The organism is Ruegeria sp. R14_0 (genome assembly GCF_017743975.1).
GTDB lineage: Bacteria > Pseudomonadota > Alphaproteobacteria > Rhodobacterales > Rhodobacteraceae > Ruegeria.
Map to the genome: position 1 here is coordinate 17,746 of NZ_JAGHRC010000007.1, position 15,550 is coordinate 33,295.

Annotated in this window: 18 protein-coding genes; 13 read left to right on the forward strand and 5 right to left on the reverse strand. The window is 59.1% G+C overall.

The features are described 5' to 3' along the window. Positions 1–69 precede the first annotated feature (69 nt). From hutI to serB, 5 genes are all read left to right on the forward strand, one after another. Positions 70–1,275, forward strand: a complete 1,206-nt coding sequence (hutI, locus tag J7416_RS17480) for an imidazolonepropionase (protein ID WP_209226629.1) — start codon at positions 70–72, stop codon at positions 1,273–1,275. Then, a complete protein-coding gene (gene hutH / locus J7416_RS17485) occupies positions 1,275–2,810 on the forward strand; it encodes a histidine ammonia-lyase (protein ID WP_209226630.1) in 1,536 nt (511 codons plus the stop codon). Before hutI ends, hutH begins: the two co-directional genes overlap by 1 nt. Next, complete coding sequence (hutG, locus tag J7416_RS17490; protein ID WP_209226634.1) at positions 2,810–3,628, forward strand: N-formylglutamate deformylase; 819 nt, start codon at positions 2,810–2,812, stop codon at positions 3,626–3,628. Before hutH ends, hutG begins: the two co-directional genes overlap by 1 nt. Continuing rightward, positions 3,625–5,307 carry a urocanate hydratase gene (hutU, locus tag J7416_RS17495; protein ID WP_209226636.1) on the forward strand — a complete coding sequence of 561 codons (1,683 nt, stop codon included), beginning with the start codon at positions 3,625–3,627 and terminating at the stop codon, positions 5,305–5,307. Before hutG ends, hutU begins: the two co-directional genes overlap by 4 nt. Positions 5,308–5,375: 68 nt before the next feature. Continuing rightward, positions 5,376–6,257 (forward strand): phosphoserine phosphatase SerB, encoded by an 882-nt coding sequence (gene serB, locus J7416_RS17500; RefSeq protein WP_209226637.1) that lies wholly within the window; start codon positions 5,376–5,378, stop codon positions 6,255–6,257. A 32-nt stretch (positions 6,258–6,289) separates the two neighbouring features. Here serB and J7416_RS17505 read toward each other — a convergent pair whose 3' ends face one another. Next, complete coding sequence (locus J7416_RS17505; protein ID WP_209226639.1) at positions 6,290–7,117, reverse strand: hypothetical protein; 828 nt, start codon at positions 7,115–7,117, stop codon at positions 6,290–6,292. A gap of 141 nt (positions 7,118–7,258) precedes the next feature. On the opposite strand from J7416_RS17505, the gene J7416_RS17510 reads away from it, so the two are divergent. The 3 genes from J7416_RS17510 to J7416_RS17520 are packed head-to-tail and all read left to right on the forward strand — an operon-like array spanning position 7,259 to position 8,348. Next, complete coding sequence (locus tag J7416_RS17510; protein ID WP_209226640.1) at positions 7,259–7,588, forward strand: metalloregulator ArsR/SmtB family transcription factor; 330 nt, start codon at positions 7,259–7,261, stop codon at positions 7,586–7,588. Further along, positions 7,576–8,004, forward strand: a complete 429-nt coding sequence (locus J7416_RS17515) for an SRPBCC domain-containing protein (protein ID WP_209226642.1) — start codon at positions 7,576–7,578, stop codon at positions 8,002–8,004. The genes J7416_RS17510 and J7416_RS17515 overlap by 13 nt, the downstream gene beginning before the upstream one ends. Before the next feature lie 23 nt (positions 8,005–8,027). Further along, complete coding sequence (locus tag J7416_RS17520; protein WP_209226644.1) at positions 8,028–8,348, forward strand: YciI family protein; 321 nt, start codon at positions 8,028–8,030, stop codon at positions 8,346–8,348. Between the two features lie 3 nt (positions 8,349–8,351). On the opposite strand, the gene J7416_RS17525 is transcribed toward J7416_RS17520, so the two are convergent. Next, the gene (locus J7416_RS17525; protein WP_209226645.1) at positions 8,352–9,350 is read right to left on the reverse strand and encodes an asparaginase; all 999 of its coding nucleotides are present in this window, start codon (positions 9,348–9,350) and stop codon (positions 8,352–8,354) included. 178 nt (positions 9,351–9,528) lie between these two features. Here J7416_RS17525 and J7416_RS17530 point away from each other — a divergent pair, with 178 nt between their 5' ends. The 4 genes from J7416_RS17530 (at position 9,529) to J7416_RS17545 (ending at position 12,649) form a co-directional block, all read left to right on the forward strand. Next, positions 9,529–10,062, forward strand: coding sequence for an invasion associated locus B family protein (locus J7416_RS17530; RefSeq protein WP_209226646.1), 534 nt, complete (start codon positions 9,529–9,531; stop codon positions 10,060–10,062). Positions 10,063–10,144: 82 nt separating this feature from the next. Further along, a complete protein-coding gene (locus J7416_RS17535; RefSeq protein WP_247744363.1) occupies positions 10,145–10,522 on the forward strand; it encodes a lysozyme inhibitor LprI family protein in 378 nt (125 codons plus the stop codon). A 79-nt stretch (positions 10,523–10,601) separates the two neighbouring features. Beyond that, positions 10,602–11,789: a 23S rRNA (adenine(2503)-C(2))-methyltransferase RlmN gene (rlmN, locus tag J7416_RS17540; RefSeq protein ID WP_209226649.1), complete on the forward strand. Its 1,188-nt coding sequence runs from the start codon at positions 10,602–10,604 to the stop codon at positions 11,787–11,789. Between the two features lie 233 nt (positions 11,790–12,022). Beyond that, positions 12,023–12,649, forward strand: coding sequence for a cytochrome P460 family protein (locus J7416_RS17545; RefSeq protein ID WP_209226650.1), 627 nt, complete (start codon positions 12,023–12,025; stop codon positions 12,647–12,649). 7 nt (positions 12,650–12,656) lie between these two features. Here the strand turns inward: J7416_RS17545 and J7416_RS17550 are convergent, their stop codons facing one another. Together J7416_RS17550 and J7416_RS17555 are read right to left on the reverse strand one after the other, a co-directional pair. Next, on the reverse strand, positions 12,657–13,001 hold the full coding sequence (locus J7416_RS17550; RefSeq protein WP_209226652.1) for a hypothetical protein: 345 nt from the start codon (positions 12,999–13,001) through the stop codon (positions 12,657–12,659). Further along, entirely contained in the window at positions 12,998–13,915 is a 918-nt protein-coding gene (locus J7416_RS17555; protein WP_209226654.1) for a J domain-containing protein, read from the reverse strand. The genes J7416_RS17550 and J7416_RS17555 overlap by 4 nt, the downstream gene beginning before the upstream one ends. A gap of 147 nt (positions 13,916–14,062) precedes the next feature. Here J7416_RS17555 and J7416_RS17560 point away from each other — a divergent pair, with 147 nt between their 5' ends. Beyond that, a complete protein-coding gene (locus J7416_RS17560; protein ID WP_209226656.1) occupies positions 14,063–14,446 on the forward strand; it encodes a hypothetical protein in 384 nt (127 codons plus the stop codon). Here the strand turns inward: J7416_RS17560 and J7416_RS17565 are convergent, their stop codons facing one another. Then, positions 14,447–15,547: a cystathionine gamma-lyase gene (locus tag J7416_RS17565; protein ID WP_209226657.1), complete on the reverse strand. Its 1,101-nt coding sequence runs from the start codon at positions 15,545–15,547 to the stop codon at positions 14,447–14,449. It lies immediately after the preceding gene. Positions 15,548–15,550: the final 3 nt, after the last annotated feature.

Below are 15,550 nucleotides of genomic sequence, written 5' to 3' on the forward strand. Positions count from 1 at the left end.
TTGTGTAGACTTTAACTTTTTATACGTATACGAAAAATCCAATCGCAAAGGGAGCCCAAAAGAATCGGCATGGCAAAAAAATCTGTCCTCTTAGGCAAGCAGGTGGCGACCATGAGTGGTGGGTCGCAACCTTATGGGATGGTTCAGGACGCGGCGCTGGCCGTTGATGGTGACAAGATTGCCTGGGTCGGGCCACGCAGCGCGTTGCCCGCCGAATATTCTGATTGGTCTGTTGAGGATTTCGGTGACAGGCTGATCACACCTGCCCTGATTGATGCACACACCCATGTCGTCTTTGGTGGAAACCGGGCGGTCGAGTTTGAGATGCGCCTGAACGGAGCATCTTACGAAGAGATCGCGCGTGCAGGCGGCGGAATTTTGTCTACGGTCAAGGCAACTCGTGCGGCCAGTGAAGATGCGCCGCTGAACGATGCTCTGACGCGCGTCGATGCTTTGCTGGCCGAGGGTGTGGCCTGTATCGAGGTCAAGTCGGGCTACGGCCTCGACGTCGAAACCGAACTCAAAATGCTACGAGTGGCCCGCCGGATCGGGCAGGCACGCCCTGTTCGCGTGAAAACCAGCTTTCTGGGTGCCCATGCGGTGCCGCCCGAATACGCGGAACGCGCGGACGACTATATCCGCGATGTCTGTATCCCGACCCTGCGGCGGGCGCATGAAGAGGGGCTGGTGGACGCTGTCGACGGGTTCTGCGAAGGCATCGCGTTCAACACCGCGCAGATCGCTGAGGTCTTTGATGTCGCGAAAGAACTGAACCTCCCGGTCAAACTGCACGCCGAACAGCTTTCGAACCTTGGAGGGGCGGCATTGGCGGCCTCATACGGCGCGCTGTCCGCGGATCATATCGAGTATCTGGATGAGGATGGCGTCTCTGCAATGGCGCAGGCGGGTACCGTCGGCGTACTGTTGCCGGGGGCGTTCTACACGCTGCGCGAAACGCAGGTTCCGCCGGTCGATTTGTTGCGCCAATACGGGGTGCCGATTGCGCTGGCAACGGACTGCAACCCTGGGTCTTCTCCGCTGACCTCGTTGTTGCTGACGATGAATATGGCCTGCACGCTGTTCCGCCTCACACCCGAGGAGGCACTGGCTGGCGTCACCTGCCATGCGGCGCAAGCCCTGGGGTTGGAGGACACTGGACTATTGGCTGCGGGCCAGCGCGCGGATCTGGCCGTTTGGGACGTCTCTCACCCGGCCGAGCTGTCCTACCGCATCGGCTTTAATCCCCTGCACAAACGCATTTTCGGAGGCGTGTGATGAAAACCCTCTCGCTGATGCCCGGTCAGGTGACGCTGTCGGAATTGGCCGAAGTCTATTGGTCAGAGCCCCCCGTGTCGCTGGATCCGCGGTGCAAACCGCAGGTCGACGCCGCGGCCAAACGGATTTTGGAGGCCGCTACAGGCGAACAGCCGGTCTATGGGGTCAATACAGGCTTCGGCAAACTGGCCAGCCACAAGATCGCGGCCAAAGATACCTCGACCTTGCAGCGCAATCTGATCCTCAGCCATTGTTGTGGCGTCGGACCGGCCGTGACGCGCCGCGTGACGCGCCTGATGATGACGCTGAAGCTGCTTTCGTTCGGGCGCGGGGCCTCTGGCGTCCGGTGGGAGCTGATTGAACTGTTGCAACAGATGTTGGCCAAAGGCGTGACCCCGGTGATCCCGGCGCAGGGATCGGTGGGGGCATCTGGCGACCTTGCACCTCTGGCACATATGACGGCGGTGATCATCGGTGAAGGTGAAGCAGAGGTTGACGGCACTATCCTGCCTGGCGCGCAAGCGCTGAATTCCGCTGGATTAGAGCCGATTCAATTGGGCCCCAAGGAAGGGCTGGCCTTTATCAACGGAACGCAATTCTCAACCGCTTTTGCCCTGGCCGGATTGTTCGAAGCCTGGCGTGCCGCGCAGAGCGCGCTGGTCATCTCGGCCCTTTCCACAGATGCGATCATGGGGTCTACGGCCCCGTTGCAACCCGAAATCCATACGCTGCGTGGCCACCGTGGACAGACCGAGGCCGCCAGTGCCATGCGCGCTGCACTGGCCGGGTCTGAGATCCGCGAAAGCCATCGGGATGGCGACACGCGTGTGCAGGACCCGTATTGTATCCGGTGCCAGCCACAGGTCACGGGCGCAGCCATGGACGTCATGCGGCAGGCCGCGGCAACGCTGGAGGTCGAGGCGAACGCCGCCACCGATAACCCTCTGGTTCTGACCGAGGCCGGGAAGATTGTCTCCGGTGGTAATTTCCATGCCGAGCCTGTGGGTTTTGCCGCTGACATGATCGCGCTGGCTGTGTCTGAGGTCGGCGCAATTGCGCAACGGCGTATTGCTTTGATGGTGGATCCGGCGCTCAGCTTTGATCTGCCGCCGTTCCTGACGCCGGACCCGGGTCTGAACTCGGGCCTGATGATTGCCGAGGTGACTACGGCCGCGCTGATGAGTGAGAACAAACATCTGGCCAACCCCTGCGTGACGGACAGCACGCCGACGTCAGCGAACCAAGAGGACCACGTGTCTATGGCCGCGCACGGTGCGCGACGGCTGACGCGAATGGTCGAGAACCTGACCTATATCCTGGGGGTCGAGCTGTTATGCGCCGCGCAAGGTGTCGAGTTCCGCACGCCATTGGAGACGAGTACGCCGTTGCAACAGGTCATTAATAGGTTGCGAGCGGACATTCCCGCCTTGACCGAAGATCGCTATCTGGCCCCCGAACTTGAGACCGCAAAACGGTTAGTGGCCGAAGGCGATATCCTCGGGGCCGTGGGCACCGAAATGCCGGAGCTGGCCTGATGAAGGTGTTCAGCGTTCACCGCGGCGACGGTCCTATTGTGCTGGGGCAACCCCATGGGGGAACGCATGTGCCGGATGATATAGCCGCACGTCTGAACGACGTCGGGCGCGGTCTGGCGGACACGGATTGGCACATAAACAGGCTCTATGACGGACTATTGGATGATGTGACCGTCGTTCAATCGCATGTTCATCGCTACGTTATTGATGCGAACCGAGACCCGGCCGGAGGCTCGCTGTATCACGGTCAAAACACGACAACGCTTGTGCCTCTGACCGATTTCGACGGGCAACCGATCTGGAAAGTTGGTCAGGAACCGTCTGACGATGAGGTCGAGGACCGGAGACAGACGTTCCACGCGCCCTATCACGCTGCGCTGCGCGACGAGTTGGACCGTGTGCAAAGCAAGTATGGTGTAGCGATCCTGTTCGATTGCCATTCGATCCGCTCGCTGATCCCCTTCCTGTTTGATGGGGAGTTGCCGGTGTTCAACACCGGAACCAACGGTGGGCAGACATGCGACCCGGCTATTGAACAGGCGGTGCACGACACGGCTAGCCGCGCCGACGGGTTCACCTCGGTCCTGAATGGCCGGTTTCGTGGCGGCTGGACCACGCGTCACTACGGTCGCCCGACCGAGGGCGTCCACGCCATTCAAATGGAGATCGCGCAACGCGCATACATGGATGAATCGCCCCCATGGGGGTGGCGTGCGGACCGTGCCGCGCAACTCCGTCCCCATTTGAAAACGATGCTGACCCGTCTCAATGACCTTGCCCTCTCGGGCGCACTGACCGCACAAGGAGCCCAGAAATGAGCGATCCGCGTAAGAACACCCGCGACATCTATCCGCCGACCGGACCCGAGTTGAACGCCAAAAGCTGGGTGACCGAGGCACCGTTGCGGATGCTGATGAACAACCTGCACCCGGATGTGGCCGAGAACCCGCACGAGTTGGTGGTCTATGGCGGCATTGGTCGGGCCGCGCGGACCTGGAAGGATTTCGACACTATTGTTGCCGGTTTGAAGGATTTGGAAGAGGACGAGACGCTGATCGTCCAGTCCGGCAAACCAGTCGCGATCATCCGAACGCATAAGGATGCGCCGCGCGTGTTGATCGCCAATTCGAACCTTGTGCCGCATTGGGCAACCTGGGATCATTTCAACGAGCTCGATAAAAAGGGTCTGATGATGTACGGCCAGATGACGGCTGGCTCGTGGATCTATATCGGCACGCAGGGTATTGTTCAGGGCACCTATGAGACTTTTGCCGAGGCTGGGCGTCAGCACTATGACGGTGATCTGACCGGCAAGTGGATACTGACCGGCGGCTTGGGTGGCATGGGTGGCGCGCAACCGCTGGCTGCCGTGTTTGCCGGAGCCTGCTGTCTGGCTGTCGAATGCAACCCGGACAGCATCGATTTTCGTCTGCGCACGAAATACCTGGATGAAAAGGCGGAAACGCTGGATGAGGCGCTTGAAATGATCGACCGCTGGACCAAGGCGGGCGAGGCGAAGTCGGTCGGCCTGCTGGGCAACGCGGCGGAGGTGTTCCCCGAGATTTACCGCCGCATGGCCGCAGGTGGCATGCGCCCGGATATCGTCACCGATCAGACCAGCGCGCATGATCCGATCAACGGCTATTTGCCGTTGGGCTGGACCATGGGAGAGTGGCGCGAAAAGCGTGAAACAGAGCCTAAAGCGGTGGAAAAAGCCGCGCGCGCGTCGATGAAACAGCACGTGGCCGCGATGGTGGACTTTTGGAACGCGGGCGTGCCGACGCTGGATTATGGCAACAACATCCGGCAAGTGGCGCAGGACGAAGGGCTTGAGAATGCGTTCGCCTTCCCTGGTTTTGTGCCGGCCTACATCCGCCCGCTGTTCTGCAAGGGGATCGGCCCGTTCCGGTGGTGTGCCCTGTCGGGCGACCCCGAGGATATCTACAAGACCGATGCCAAGATGAAAGAGTTGTTCCCCGAGAATGAGCACCTGCATCGCTGGCTCGACATGGCACAAGAGCGGATCGCGTTTCAGGGCCTGCCCGCGCGGATTTGCTGGATCGGGCTGGGTGACCGCCACCGCGCTGGGCTGGCCTTCAACGAGATGGTGGCAAAGGGCGAGTTGGAAGCGCCAGTTGTGATCGGCCGCGACCATCTGGACTCGGGGTCGGTTGCCAGCCCCAATCGCGAGACCGAGGCGATGCTGGATGGCTCGGATGCCGTGAGCGATTGGCCTTTGCTGAACGCGCTGATCAACACGGCCAGCGGGGCGACGTGGGTGTCCCTGCATCATGGCGGCGGTGTTGGAATGGGCTTTAGCCAACATGCGGGCGTCGTGATCTGTGCTGATGGCACCGAGGATGCCGCCCGGCGGTTGGAACGGGTCCTCTGGAACGACCCGGCCTCGGGTGTCTGGCGTCATGCGGATGCGGGCTATGACATTGCCAAGGATTGCGCGCGTGCACATGGGCTGCGTCTGCCGGGTATTTTGGGGTAGTTCCAAACTGTCTCTGGCGAAAATGCTGCACCTGCGATATGCGCAGGTGAGCTTGCCGGAGATCGAAGATGTACGTTGCCACCCTGTTAACCGCCCCTACCGCACCCAACCTCGACCCGTCTCTTGTCGAGTCCCTGCGGAACGCTTGGGGTGGTGGCGAGATTCAGTGGCTCAGCCCGGACGAAGCGGCCGAGTTTTCCGTGCCTGAGACGCCCGATAACCTGTGGGATGTCTGGGCGGACCTGCAGCGGATGAGCGTGGACCTTGTTGTTCAGCCCGCTGAGGGACGCCGAAAAAAGATGCTGCTGGCCGATATGGACAGCACCATGATCCAGCAGGAATGCATTGACGAACTGGCCGATGAGGCCGGAGTTGGAGACCGGGTCAAGGACATCACCGCGCGCGCCATGAACGGCGAGCTGGACTTTGAAGGTGCGCTGACCGAACGGGTGGGTTTGCTGAAAGGTCTGGATGAGGCGGTGATCGGCAAGGTGCTGAACGAACGTATCACCCTGATGCCCGGCGGTAAGGAACTGGTGGCCACGATGCGCGCGAATGGCAGTTACGCCGCCCTCGTTTCAGGCGGGTTCACCGCATTTACGGCCAAGGTGGCCGAGGTGCTGGGTTTTGATGAAAACCGCGCCAACACGCTGCTGGTCGAAGATGGCAAGCTGACCGGTGACGTACAACGCCCGATTCTGGGCAAACAGGCCAAGGTGGACGCGTTGGAGCAGATCACCAAGCGGCTGGGCCTGTCCGAAGAGGATGTCATCGCCGTGGGCGACGGGGCCAATGATCTGGGCATGTTGAGCCGGGCCGGAACCGGCGTGGCGCTGCACGCCAAACCCTCAGTTGCGGCGCAGTGTGATATTCGGATCAATTTCGGTGATCTGACGGCCCTGCTTTATCTGCAAGGCTATTCAAAGGCCGATTTCCCCGGCGTGGAGTGACCAGCAGCCAAGCTTGACCAGGTGTCCGTTCTCTAGCGTCGTCTGGCCGAGTATTTTTGTTGCAACTGCCCCGGATTCCAATACCTCTCAAGGTCGTCCTCACTATATCCAAGCCGGGTTGCAAGATCGAAAACAGCGTCCAGCAATTGCTGATCCACGGTATCAATGGTTGTCGGAAGGATTTTCTGCGATTTGTCGACCGGTTTGGACGTCACGTTATAGTCCGCCTCACCACCAAAATCCGTCAAGAAGGCCGAGAGTTTGGGATCGTCGGGATTGTAAAGCTCTTCGAACCGGTAAAGGCCGATAAAGCCGTCGCGCTCATATTGATCGAGGGCGAACTGATTGATTTCCAGCCAGTTGAAAAGGTTTTTCTCATATGGGGAAAACTCTGCCGCGTTTTGCGCAACTTTTTTGAAATGCACGGTTGGGTCTTCGGGGTGAATGACGGCGATTTTTTCTGTCCTGCGGCCACGTGGAACGCCTGGGACAAAGATACCGTGCGTGGCATGTGAGGTGGCGGTTTCAAACGGGTTTCGAACCACATGCGCAAAACCAAGTTGGTCTTTAAACCGATCCGCGAAATACGGCAGCCAGGCGTAACAGGTCCAGCCAACGTCAATGTAGGATGTGCCGCTGGCCAGAAGATCCTCGATGGCAATGAGTTTGCGCTGAATCGGGACATGCTTACCAAGCACACCAAAATAACTGCGTGGGCGTCGGAACACGTGGCGGGCAAAATAGTCCGGTCCCAGCGGTTCATGCTCAACAACCGTTTCGAGCAGGGCCGACTGCAGGACTGACGCGATGTTTTGGGTCGATGTGCGGCCGGTGGAGAGAAGAAAACGGACGTGAGCCATCTTGGTACCTGTACTTTTTATGGTGGCGACCATGGCGCGGTGACTGCGGGAAATCAACCGCTAAAGGCGGTCCATCGGGCCTTTGCGGTACGGCTTAAAGTGGGCCTTCCCTTTATTTAACAAGTATGTTAAACAGTGGTCATGAACACACTTCTGACCACATTTTCCGCGTTGTCTGACGCCACCCGCTTCTCGATTGTCGAGCAGCTGATGCAGGACGGCGAGCTGCCCGCCGGTGACCTGATCGAAGGGCGGGGAATGTCGGGCGCTGCAATCTCGCGCCATCTGAAAGTGCTGCGCGAGGCCGGGCTGGTGCAACAGCGCGTGCAGGGCACGCAGCGGATGTATTCTATCCAACCCGACGGGCTGCGCGCGATCGCCGAATGGACCATTTCCAAGCGTCAGTTCTGGGAAAACAGCCTCGATCGTCTGGGTGACCTCATTGAAAGGGAAAATTCATGGCCGACCTGAAACTGGAACGTGAGTTCCGCACCTCGCCAGAAAACCTGTTTGCATGGATCAGCGATGGCGAAAAGCTGTTGCAGTGGTGGGGTCCAGAGGGGCTGCATGTGCCGGAACATGATCTGGATTTCTCGCGCCTTGGGCCATGGTACTCGGTCATGGTGAATGAAGAAGGCCAGCGATACAAAGTGTCGGGTCAGGTGACCCATGTCGATCCGCCTAAATCGGTCGGATTCACCTGGGGGTGGCATGATGATCAGGACCAGCGTGGCGCTGAAAGCCACGTGACGCTGACAGTCGAACCGGCGGGGGAGGGAGCCCGCCTGATTCTGGATCACCGCGACCTTGGCGATGATGAGATCGCAGCCAACCACAATTCTGGTTGGACATCGTCGCTGCGCAAGCTCGAAGCGCAATTTCAATAGGTTTTCATCACGGAGGAAGAGAAATGCCCCAATATTTGTTTGTCTATCACGGTGGAACCACGCCGACCGACCCGGCCGAAGTCGAAGCGACCATGGCCGCCTGGGGTGCGTGGTTCCAGAACATGGGCGACGCTCTGGATATCCCCGGCAATCCGGTAGGTCAGTCCTATACGGTCAGTTCGGGCGGCGTCGTTGACAATGGCGGGGCCAATCCGGCCTCGGGCTTTACGGTTATCAAAGCCGACAGCATCGACGCCGCGACCGAGATGGCCAAAGGCTGCCCCATGGTCGTCAACGGTTCGGGCTCGGTCGAGGTGGCCGAGGTGCACGAGATCGAGATGTGAGCCTTAGCCGGGAAACCCCGGCGCAGGTTTGATCACGCCACATTCAATCCCACGACGGGAATACTGGATCGCGTTCATGAATTTGCGGGTGGCCGGGTGTTCGGCCTCCAGCACCCCGAGGCTGACCAGAATGGCGGCAATTGCGCATTCGCTGGCGCGGGTCGTGCCGTCGGTAATTTTCAGTGCAACGCCCAGCTTTTTCTCAGGAATGATGGCGACGAACACCGCCTCGGCTCCGGTCTTGATCGCGGCGCGACCGTTCATTGCGCGCATCAGTTCGGTGCACGCGCGGCTTTCACCGGCGACCAGTTCAGGATGTTTGACCATGGCGGCGGTCAGTTGCTGGGCTGCATCGCTGGCCCGGTCTGATCGGTCGGCGGCTGAGGCAAACCACGCCATTGAGCGCGCAAGACCTGTCAAAGAGGTTGCAAAATTGGGCGCTGAACAGCCGTCGATGCCGTAGGCCGGGCTGGTCTCACCGGTTGTTTCTTCAATAGCGGACAAGCAGGCCTGTTGAACGGGATGATCAATCTCAAGGTATTCCGGCCCGGCCCCCATATGCTGGGCCACGGTCAGAAAACCGCAATGCTTGCCCGAACAGTTGTTGTGAATTTGACAGGGCGTGTCGTCGGCAAGGATCAGCCCGTCCCGCGCTGCCATGTCATCAGGTTCCTGCGGGCCGCACCGCAGATCGTGCTCTGCCAGCCCAAGGTGATCCAGCCACGCGGTGACGCGATCGGTGTGAATATGCGCACCGTTGTGTGAGGCGCAGGCCAACGCCAGATGTTCGCTGTTCAGGCCATACTTGGCAGCGGCACCAGATGTAATCAACGGCAGCCCCTGGATCATTTTTGCTGAAGACCGGGGATAAATCACTGCGTTCGGATCACCCCAGCTTTGAACGATTTGGCCGCTGTCATCACAGATCACCGCATGGCCAAGATGCAGGCTTTCCAGCAATGGGCCACGCCATAGTTCTGTCATTGGTACTGGCTGCGTCATCTGGCCCCTCCTGAATATGCGCAAAATTCTGCCAATCGCCCTTTCGCCTGTGGCGAAACCTGCGTTAGTGTGTGTATGTCGACAATCATCGGAATACGCAACTTACAGACGAACCGGCAGAGTTCGAACGCATCTCCGATGGGTATGAGGTATTAGGTCGAGCTAGGAGGCTGGACAGATGGGATCAAAACTCGTCCGTATGATCGCGGGCCTGTGCGTGGCAGGGATGGCCACAACCGCAATCGCTCAGCAGGCGACAAGCACAAATCGCGTGGCGGCGAAAACGGATTGGAGCGTTTTCGTCGAAGACGATCCCACCGAATGCTGGAGCGTGTCTGCCCCCAAAGAAACCGTAAACACGCGCGGTGGTCGCGTGGTTTCGGTGCGCCGCAGTGATATCCTGTTGTTCGTGTTCTACCGCCCGAATGCCGAGGTCAAAGGTCAGGTGACCTTTACCGGCGGCTATCCTTTCGCCTCTGGGTCGACCGTCAATCTTGAGATCGACGGAACCCAGTTCGAGTTGATCACCGAAGGGGAATGGGCCTGGCCAGCAACTGAAGGCGAAGACCTGAAGGTTGTTGCAGCCATGAAACGCGGGACCGAGGCTGTTTTGACCGCGCGATCCGAGCGTGGCACGCAGACCAAGGACACGTTCTCTTTGCTGGGCTTCACGGCCGCGATTGAAGACGCGGAAAAACGCTGCACCAATTAATCCCAACGGAACTCAAGCCATCTTGTGCGATCCTGTGTTAGCCTCGCGCTTATTCTGATCGTTTTGATTCATGAGGTCCGCCATGCGTTTCGCCGTTCTTCTTTGTTTTGCCCCGCTTGCGGCATTTGCCGATCCCACGCTGGAATGCTCGGACGCGGGCTCGCAGGTTGAGATCGGCGCTTGCGTGTCCAAAATGGAAGACCGCGTAAACCAAGCGGTGGCAGAAAGTTACTCATTTGCTCTGGCCGCAGTGCAAGAGCTGGATGAGGTAACCGGGCGCGTTGTTGCGCAGCCTGCCCTGGAAGCCGCACAAGCCGCGTGGGAGGCTTATCGCGATACGCAATGCGAGGCAGTCGGCGCCTGGTTCGGCGGCGGATCAGGCACGGGTATTGGAATTACGTCCTGTCGGGTGGATCTGGGGCGCGCGCGTGTCGACGAATTGCTGCGTATGGCAGATTAAGCGTCACGATTTCTTTTGATCTTTGCGCGCGATCCTATATAGAGGCGCATCCCAAGCCAGAATCCGTTGAGACAAGCCCATGTCGCCCAAAGCGCCGATCACTCAAGACGTCATGACCATCCCCCGCAAATTGCCGGAGGGGAAGGTGAACCTTGTGGGTCTGACCCGTGATCAGCTGCGCGAAGCACTGATCGAACACGGCACGCCGGAAAAACAGGCCAAGATGCGAACCGGGCAGATCTGGCAATGGATCTACCAATGGGGCGTGCGCGACTTTGCCGAGATGACCAATCTGGCCAAAGCCTATCGTGCCCAGCTGGCGGAAACGTTTGTCATCGAAATCCCCGAGGTTGTGACGCGTCAGGTGTCCGAGGATGGCACGCGCAAGTATTTGTGCCGTATTGCCGGCGGGCATGAGGTCGAGGTCGTCTATATCCCTGAAGAAGATCGCGGCACGCTGTGTATCTCGTCTCAGGTCGGCTGCACGCTGACCTGTTCCTTCTGCCACACGGGCACGCAGAAACTAGTGCGCAACCTGACGGCCGCTGAAATTGTCGGTCAGGTGATGATGGCCCGCGACGATATTGAGGAATGGCCCGTCCCAGGCGCGCCAAAGGATGAAACCCGCCTGCTGTCGAACATCGTTCTGATGGGAATGGGCGAGCCGCTCTACAATTTTGAAAACGTCCGCGATGCGATGAAGATCGCAATGGACCCCGAGGGGATTTCTCTGTCACGCCGCCGGATCACTCTGTCAACCTCGGGCGTCGTGCCTGAAATCGCGCGCACGGCCGAGGAAATCGGTTGTCTGCTGGCGATTTCCTTCCACGCCACAACGGATGAAACCCGCGACGTGCTGGTGCCGATCAACAAGCGCTGGAACATCGAAGAGCTGCTGCAAGCGTTGGCCAGCTACCCCAAGGCCTCGAACTCCGAGCGGATCACGTTTGAATACGTCATGCTGGACGGTGTGAATGACAGCGATGAGGATGCGCACCGTCTGATCGCGCATATCAAGCGCCATAACATCCCCGCAAAGATCAACCTGATCCCGTTCAATGAATGGCCCGGAGCGCCCTACAAGCGCAGTTCGAACAACCGCATCCGGGCCTTTGCCAATATCATTTATCAGGCCGGATATGCTTCCCCCATCCGCAAAACACGGGGCGAGGACATCATGGCCGCATGTGGCCAGCTGAAGTCGGCCACCGAGCGGGCGCGTAAATCACGCAAGCAGATCGCAGCCGAAGCAGGCCTGCAAAACTAATCCGCCCAAGATTTGTGCAATGCGCGGACAGAAATTAATATTCTGTCCGCTGTCATTTGTATGCGAGATTTGATATGTTTTAGGGGCTGAAATCGGGTGTTGTTGCCTCACGTCTGCGCACAAAGCGGTGAGGTCCACCAGCCGATTGTGGCGCGTTTGTTCATGGCCGCTACTTTTGAGTTACCTTTTTCGCGGCGTTCAGGCGAACCTTATAAACCAGGTGGGCCAAGTAAATGTTTTACCAATTTAAAAAGTCGTTTTCGACATCTCTTGTGGCCGTGTTCCTTGCGGGTATTGTCGCGCATGGGGTAGGGGCGCAATCCAGTGGTGAGGATGCGCACCTCGCCATCGAAAACCCTGCAGAATTGTCCAAGGAAGATGCCCTGCGCATCTATGAGTCCCTGCAGCGGCGGATGGAGCGTGGCTATGCTGCCGCGCAATTGGATCAGCTGATCAACTATCAGGCGTGGCCGCTGTTTAACGATGCTCCGTACATCTCGGCGACGCACGGTCAGCGCTATGTGAACAGCTATGCAAATCGCATGGCGCACAACTATGGCACTCTGGCCGAAGGTGAAAAACTGCCGATGGGCTCGGTGCTGGCCAAAGACAGTGTCACCGTGACAGATGAGGGCAATATTCATCCCGGTGCATTGTTCGTGATGGAAAAACTCGCCGAAGGTGCCAACCCGGATACAGCGGATTGGCGTTATATCATGGTGATGCCAGATGGGTCGCTGTTCGGTGACACGATGGGCGCACGTGCCGCTGCGGTTGCCTATTGCCATGCTTGCCACGAAGCGGTGGCCGACCGGGATTACACGTTCTTCGTGCCCGAGGATTACGCAGTCGGAAACTGAGCGCCGATCACCTGCGGCCAAACCGGGCGGTGCCGATAACCTCAATCAAGGTTTGGCGCACCGGTTCGGGCTGCGCCTCGACCGCGCTCAGCACCTCGCGCAGTTCCGCGCGCAGGCCGTGCATCTGGTCGATCAGAGAGATCATCATCGACAGCGCATCGGGTTCCATTTCGTATTGATCATGCAGCTCGCAGGCCAACTCCAACCGCGCAACATCCAGACTGTGATACACAAGCCCCTGATCTGTTTGTTCGGGGATGACGATCTCAGCGGCCAGATATTCGGTCAGGCGAGACGATGTCAGACGGGTGACAGTTGAGATCAGCTGTTCTTCGGTCAGGGTGCGGGTCATGACGGCATTCCTTTCCGTGGATCATAGCTGTGGGTTTCGCGCCATGTCTCCATGAATTTCTTCAATTCATCATCGATCTGGTCAGGCATCGCGATCGTCAGTTCGATCAATTGGTCTCCGCGATCGGACGAACCGCGCTTTTTGACCCCCTTGCCACGCAGGCGCAGGGTCTTGCCACTGCTGGTACCGGCCGGAACGCTGACATTGACGCCTCCATCAATGGTGGGTGCCGGCACTTTACCGCCCAGAACAGCCTCGTCGATGGTGATCGGCAGAGTGATGTGGATGTCGTCGCCCTGACGGTCGAAGACAGGGTGCTTGGCGACCGAGACCGTGACCAGAGCATCGCCCGGAGGTCCCTCGCCAAAACCCGGATCCCCCTTGCCGCGCAGGCGGATCGTTTGCCCGTCAGTGATGCCCGCCGGGATCTTAACTTCGATCCGGTCACCATCGGGCAGGGTCAGTTTTTGACTCGCACCGAATACCGCATCCAGAAAGCTGATCTGCAGACTGTAGTTGCGGTTGTGTCCCGGCGCATGAAATTCGTGGGTGCGCTGACCGTATCCCCCGCGACCCCGCATGAATTCGGCGAAGATGTCCGACATATCGTCCGGGTCCGCAGTGCGTCCACGATAGGGGTTTCCTGCGGCCTCGGCATAGTCACGATAATACTGTTGTTGCGGGCGTTCCTGACCCGAGGCATCAATCTCACCCCTGTCGTACTGCCCCCGCTTTTCCGGGTCTTTTAGCAGATCATAGGCTGCGGCAGCGGCCTTGAATTTGGCCTCGGCTTCGGCATCGCCCGGTTTCAGGTCGGGGTGGCATTCCTTGGCGATGCGCCGATAGGCCTTTTTGATCTCGGCATCGGTGGCGTCTTTGGTAACACCAAGGACGGAATAGGGATCGTCGCTCATCTCACCTCTCGCGGGTCGGGCTGAACAGGATGGTTTTATCATGCGTTTTCAAAGGGCCAAAAGGAAGAGGCTTTTGAAACCGCTCGCAAATTCCTGCGGGTCTGTTAACATATGCATGTTTTCAAGTGAACGCTGACGGAGATCCCCATGACACGCAGACTCAAGTCCATTCTGGCCCTGTTGGCCGGTAATGCCATCGGGTTGTTGCTTGCCGCGATATTGTTGCCGGAATTTGCGATCCGACCGATCTCGTTCATCGTGGTGGTGATCGTCTTTACGCTGGTCCAGTGGATTGCCGAACCGTTGATCCTGAAGCTGGGCGAGAAACGCGCCCCGGCGATTAAGGGCGGGATTGCCCTGATCGTGACTTTCGTTGGCCTTCTGGTCACCGATCTGGTCACCAACGGGCTGACGGTTGGCGGAATTTCCAACCTGCTGGCGGCGACGCTTCTGGTCTGGCTGGGCGCATTGATCGCCAGCGTGGTGCTGCCGATCTATGTGTTCAAGGAATTGCGCGAGCCCAAGAAGTAATTACAGCGCGTTCAGGTTGGTTTCGAAGGCCTGCCACAGTTCTTCGACCGGTTCGCATCCAACCGAGAGCCTCACGAAACCCGGATCAACGTCGTCACCCCAGCGGGCGCGGCGTTCGGCCGAGCTGTGGACGCCACCAAAAGACGTGGCAGGTCGCAGCAGAGGGCAGGCGTTGATAAAGCTCTCGGCTTTTTCTTCAGAATCTAACGTGATCGACAGCAGGAACCCGAACCGGGTCGTCTGTGCTTTGGCCAGCGCGTGCGACGGGTCGCCCGGCAGGCCGGGATAGCGGATGGCTTTAACCGCCGGGTGATCGACCAGCCGTTCCGCCAGAACCTGCGCTGATGAGCACATACGATCGAACCGTACATCCAGCGTTTCCAGCCCACGATGCAGCAGCCATGCCTCATGCGGGCCGGGGATCGCACCGGATACGCGTCGCCACTCTTCCACCCGTTCCATGATTTTCTCGTCATGGCTGGCGACATGCCCCATCAGCAGGTCCGAATGCCCGCCCATCGCCTTGGTGTCCGAGGCAACCACAACGTCGATACCCATATCCAGTGGGCGTTGGCCTAGCGGGGTCATGGTCGTGTTGTCGGCGATGGTGATCCCTCCGGCCGCGCGTACGGCAGAGGCGATGGCAGGCAGGTTCATCATGTCCAGCCCGGGGTTCGAAGGACTTTCCAGAAAGACCACATCGAACCCTTCGAAACCGCCCTGATCAAACGCGGTCGTTGGGCGTTCGGTGACCAAGACGCCGAGGTTCGACAGGAACCGGTCGGCCAGCAGCCGCGTGACATAGTAGCCGTCCGCCGGGATCAGGACGCGGGACCCTGCTTTGACCGTCGCAAACAACGCGGCCGAGATTGCACCCATGCCCGACGGAAAAGTCAGGCAAGGCGCGTTTTCCAGATGGGCCAGCACGTGTTCCAGATGCACCCATGTCGGGTTGTCGACTCGGCCGTAGGTTGGGTGGCCATCCGGCGCGCCCGGCAGGTGATACATGCTGCTTTGCGTCAGCGGCAGAGCCACGGATTCACCCTTGGACAATGCATTGCCGCGCAGGTGCAGCATCTGACCGGTCTTGGGCTTCGTCATGCC

Coding starts and splice junctions, on each gene's coding strand:
- hutI (WP_209226629.1), top strand. CDS start 70: ATGGCAAAAAAATCTGTCCTCTTAGGCAAGCAGGTGGCGACCATGAGT.
- hutH (WP_209226630.1), top strand. CDS start 1,275: ATGAAAACCCTCTCGCTGATGCCCGGTCAGGTGACGCTGTCGGAATTG.
- hutG (WP_209226634.1), top strand. CDS start 2,810: ATGAAGGTGTTCAGCGTTCACCGCGGCGACGGTCCTATTGTGCTGGGG.
- hutU (WP_209226636.1), top strand. CDS start 3,625: ATGAGCGATCCGCGTAAGAACACCCGCGACATCTATCCGCCGACCGGA.
- serB (WP_209226637.1), top strand. CDS start 5,376: ATGTACGTTGCCACCCTGTTAACCGCCCCTACCGCACCCAACCTCGAC.
- J7416_RS17505 (WP_209226639.1), bottom strand. CDS start 7,117: ATGGCTCACGTCCGTTTTCTTCTCTCCACCGGCCGCACATCGACCCAA.
- J7416_RS17510 (WP_209226640.1), top strand. CDS start 7,259: ATGAACACACTTCTGACCACATTTTCCGCGTTGTCTGACGCCACCCGC.
- J7416_RS17515 (WP_209226642.1), top strand. CDS start 7,576: ATGGCCGACCTGAAACTGGAACGTGAGTTCCGCACCTCGCCAGAAAAC.
- J7416_RS17520 (WP_209226644.1), top strand. CDS start 8,028: ATGCCCCAATATTTGTTTGTCTATCACGGTGGAACCACGCCGACCGAC.
- J7416_RS17525 (WP_209226645.1), bottom strand. CDS start 9,350: ATGACGCAGCCAGTACCAATGACAGAACTATGGCGTGGCCCATTGCTG.
- J7416_RS17530 (WP_209226646.1), top strand. CDS start 9,529: ATGGGATCAAAACTCGTCCGTATGATCGCGGGCCTGTGCGTGGCAGGG.
- J7416_RS17535 (WP_247744363.1), top strand. CDS start 10,145: ATGCGTTTCGCCGTTCTTCTTTGTTTTGCCCCGCTTGCGGCATTTGCC.
- rlmN (WP_209226649.1), top strand. CDS start 10,602: ATGTCGCCCAAAGCGCCGATCACTCAAGACGTCATGACCATCCCCCGC.
- J7416_RS17545 (WP_209226650.1), top strand. CDS start 12,023: ATGTTTTACCAATTTAAAAAGTCGTTTTCGACATCTCTTGTGGCCGTG.
- J7416_RS17550 (WP_209226652.1), bottom strand. CDS start 13,001: ATGACCCGCACCCTGACCGAAGAACAGCTGATCTCAACTGTCACCCGT.
- J7416_RS17555 (WP_209226654.1), bottom strand. CDS start 13,915: ATGAGCGACGATCCCTATTCCGTCCTTGGTGTTACCAAAGACGCCACC.
- J7416_RS17560 (WP_209226656.1), top strand. CDS start 14,063: ATGACACGCAGACTCAAGTCCATTCTGGCCCTGTTGGCCGGTAATGCC.
- J7416_RS17565 (WP_209226657.1), bottom strand. CDS start 15,547: ATGACGAAGCCCAAGACCGGTCAGATGCTGCACCTGCGCGGCAATGCA.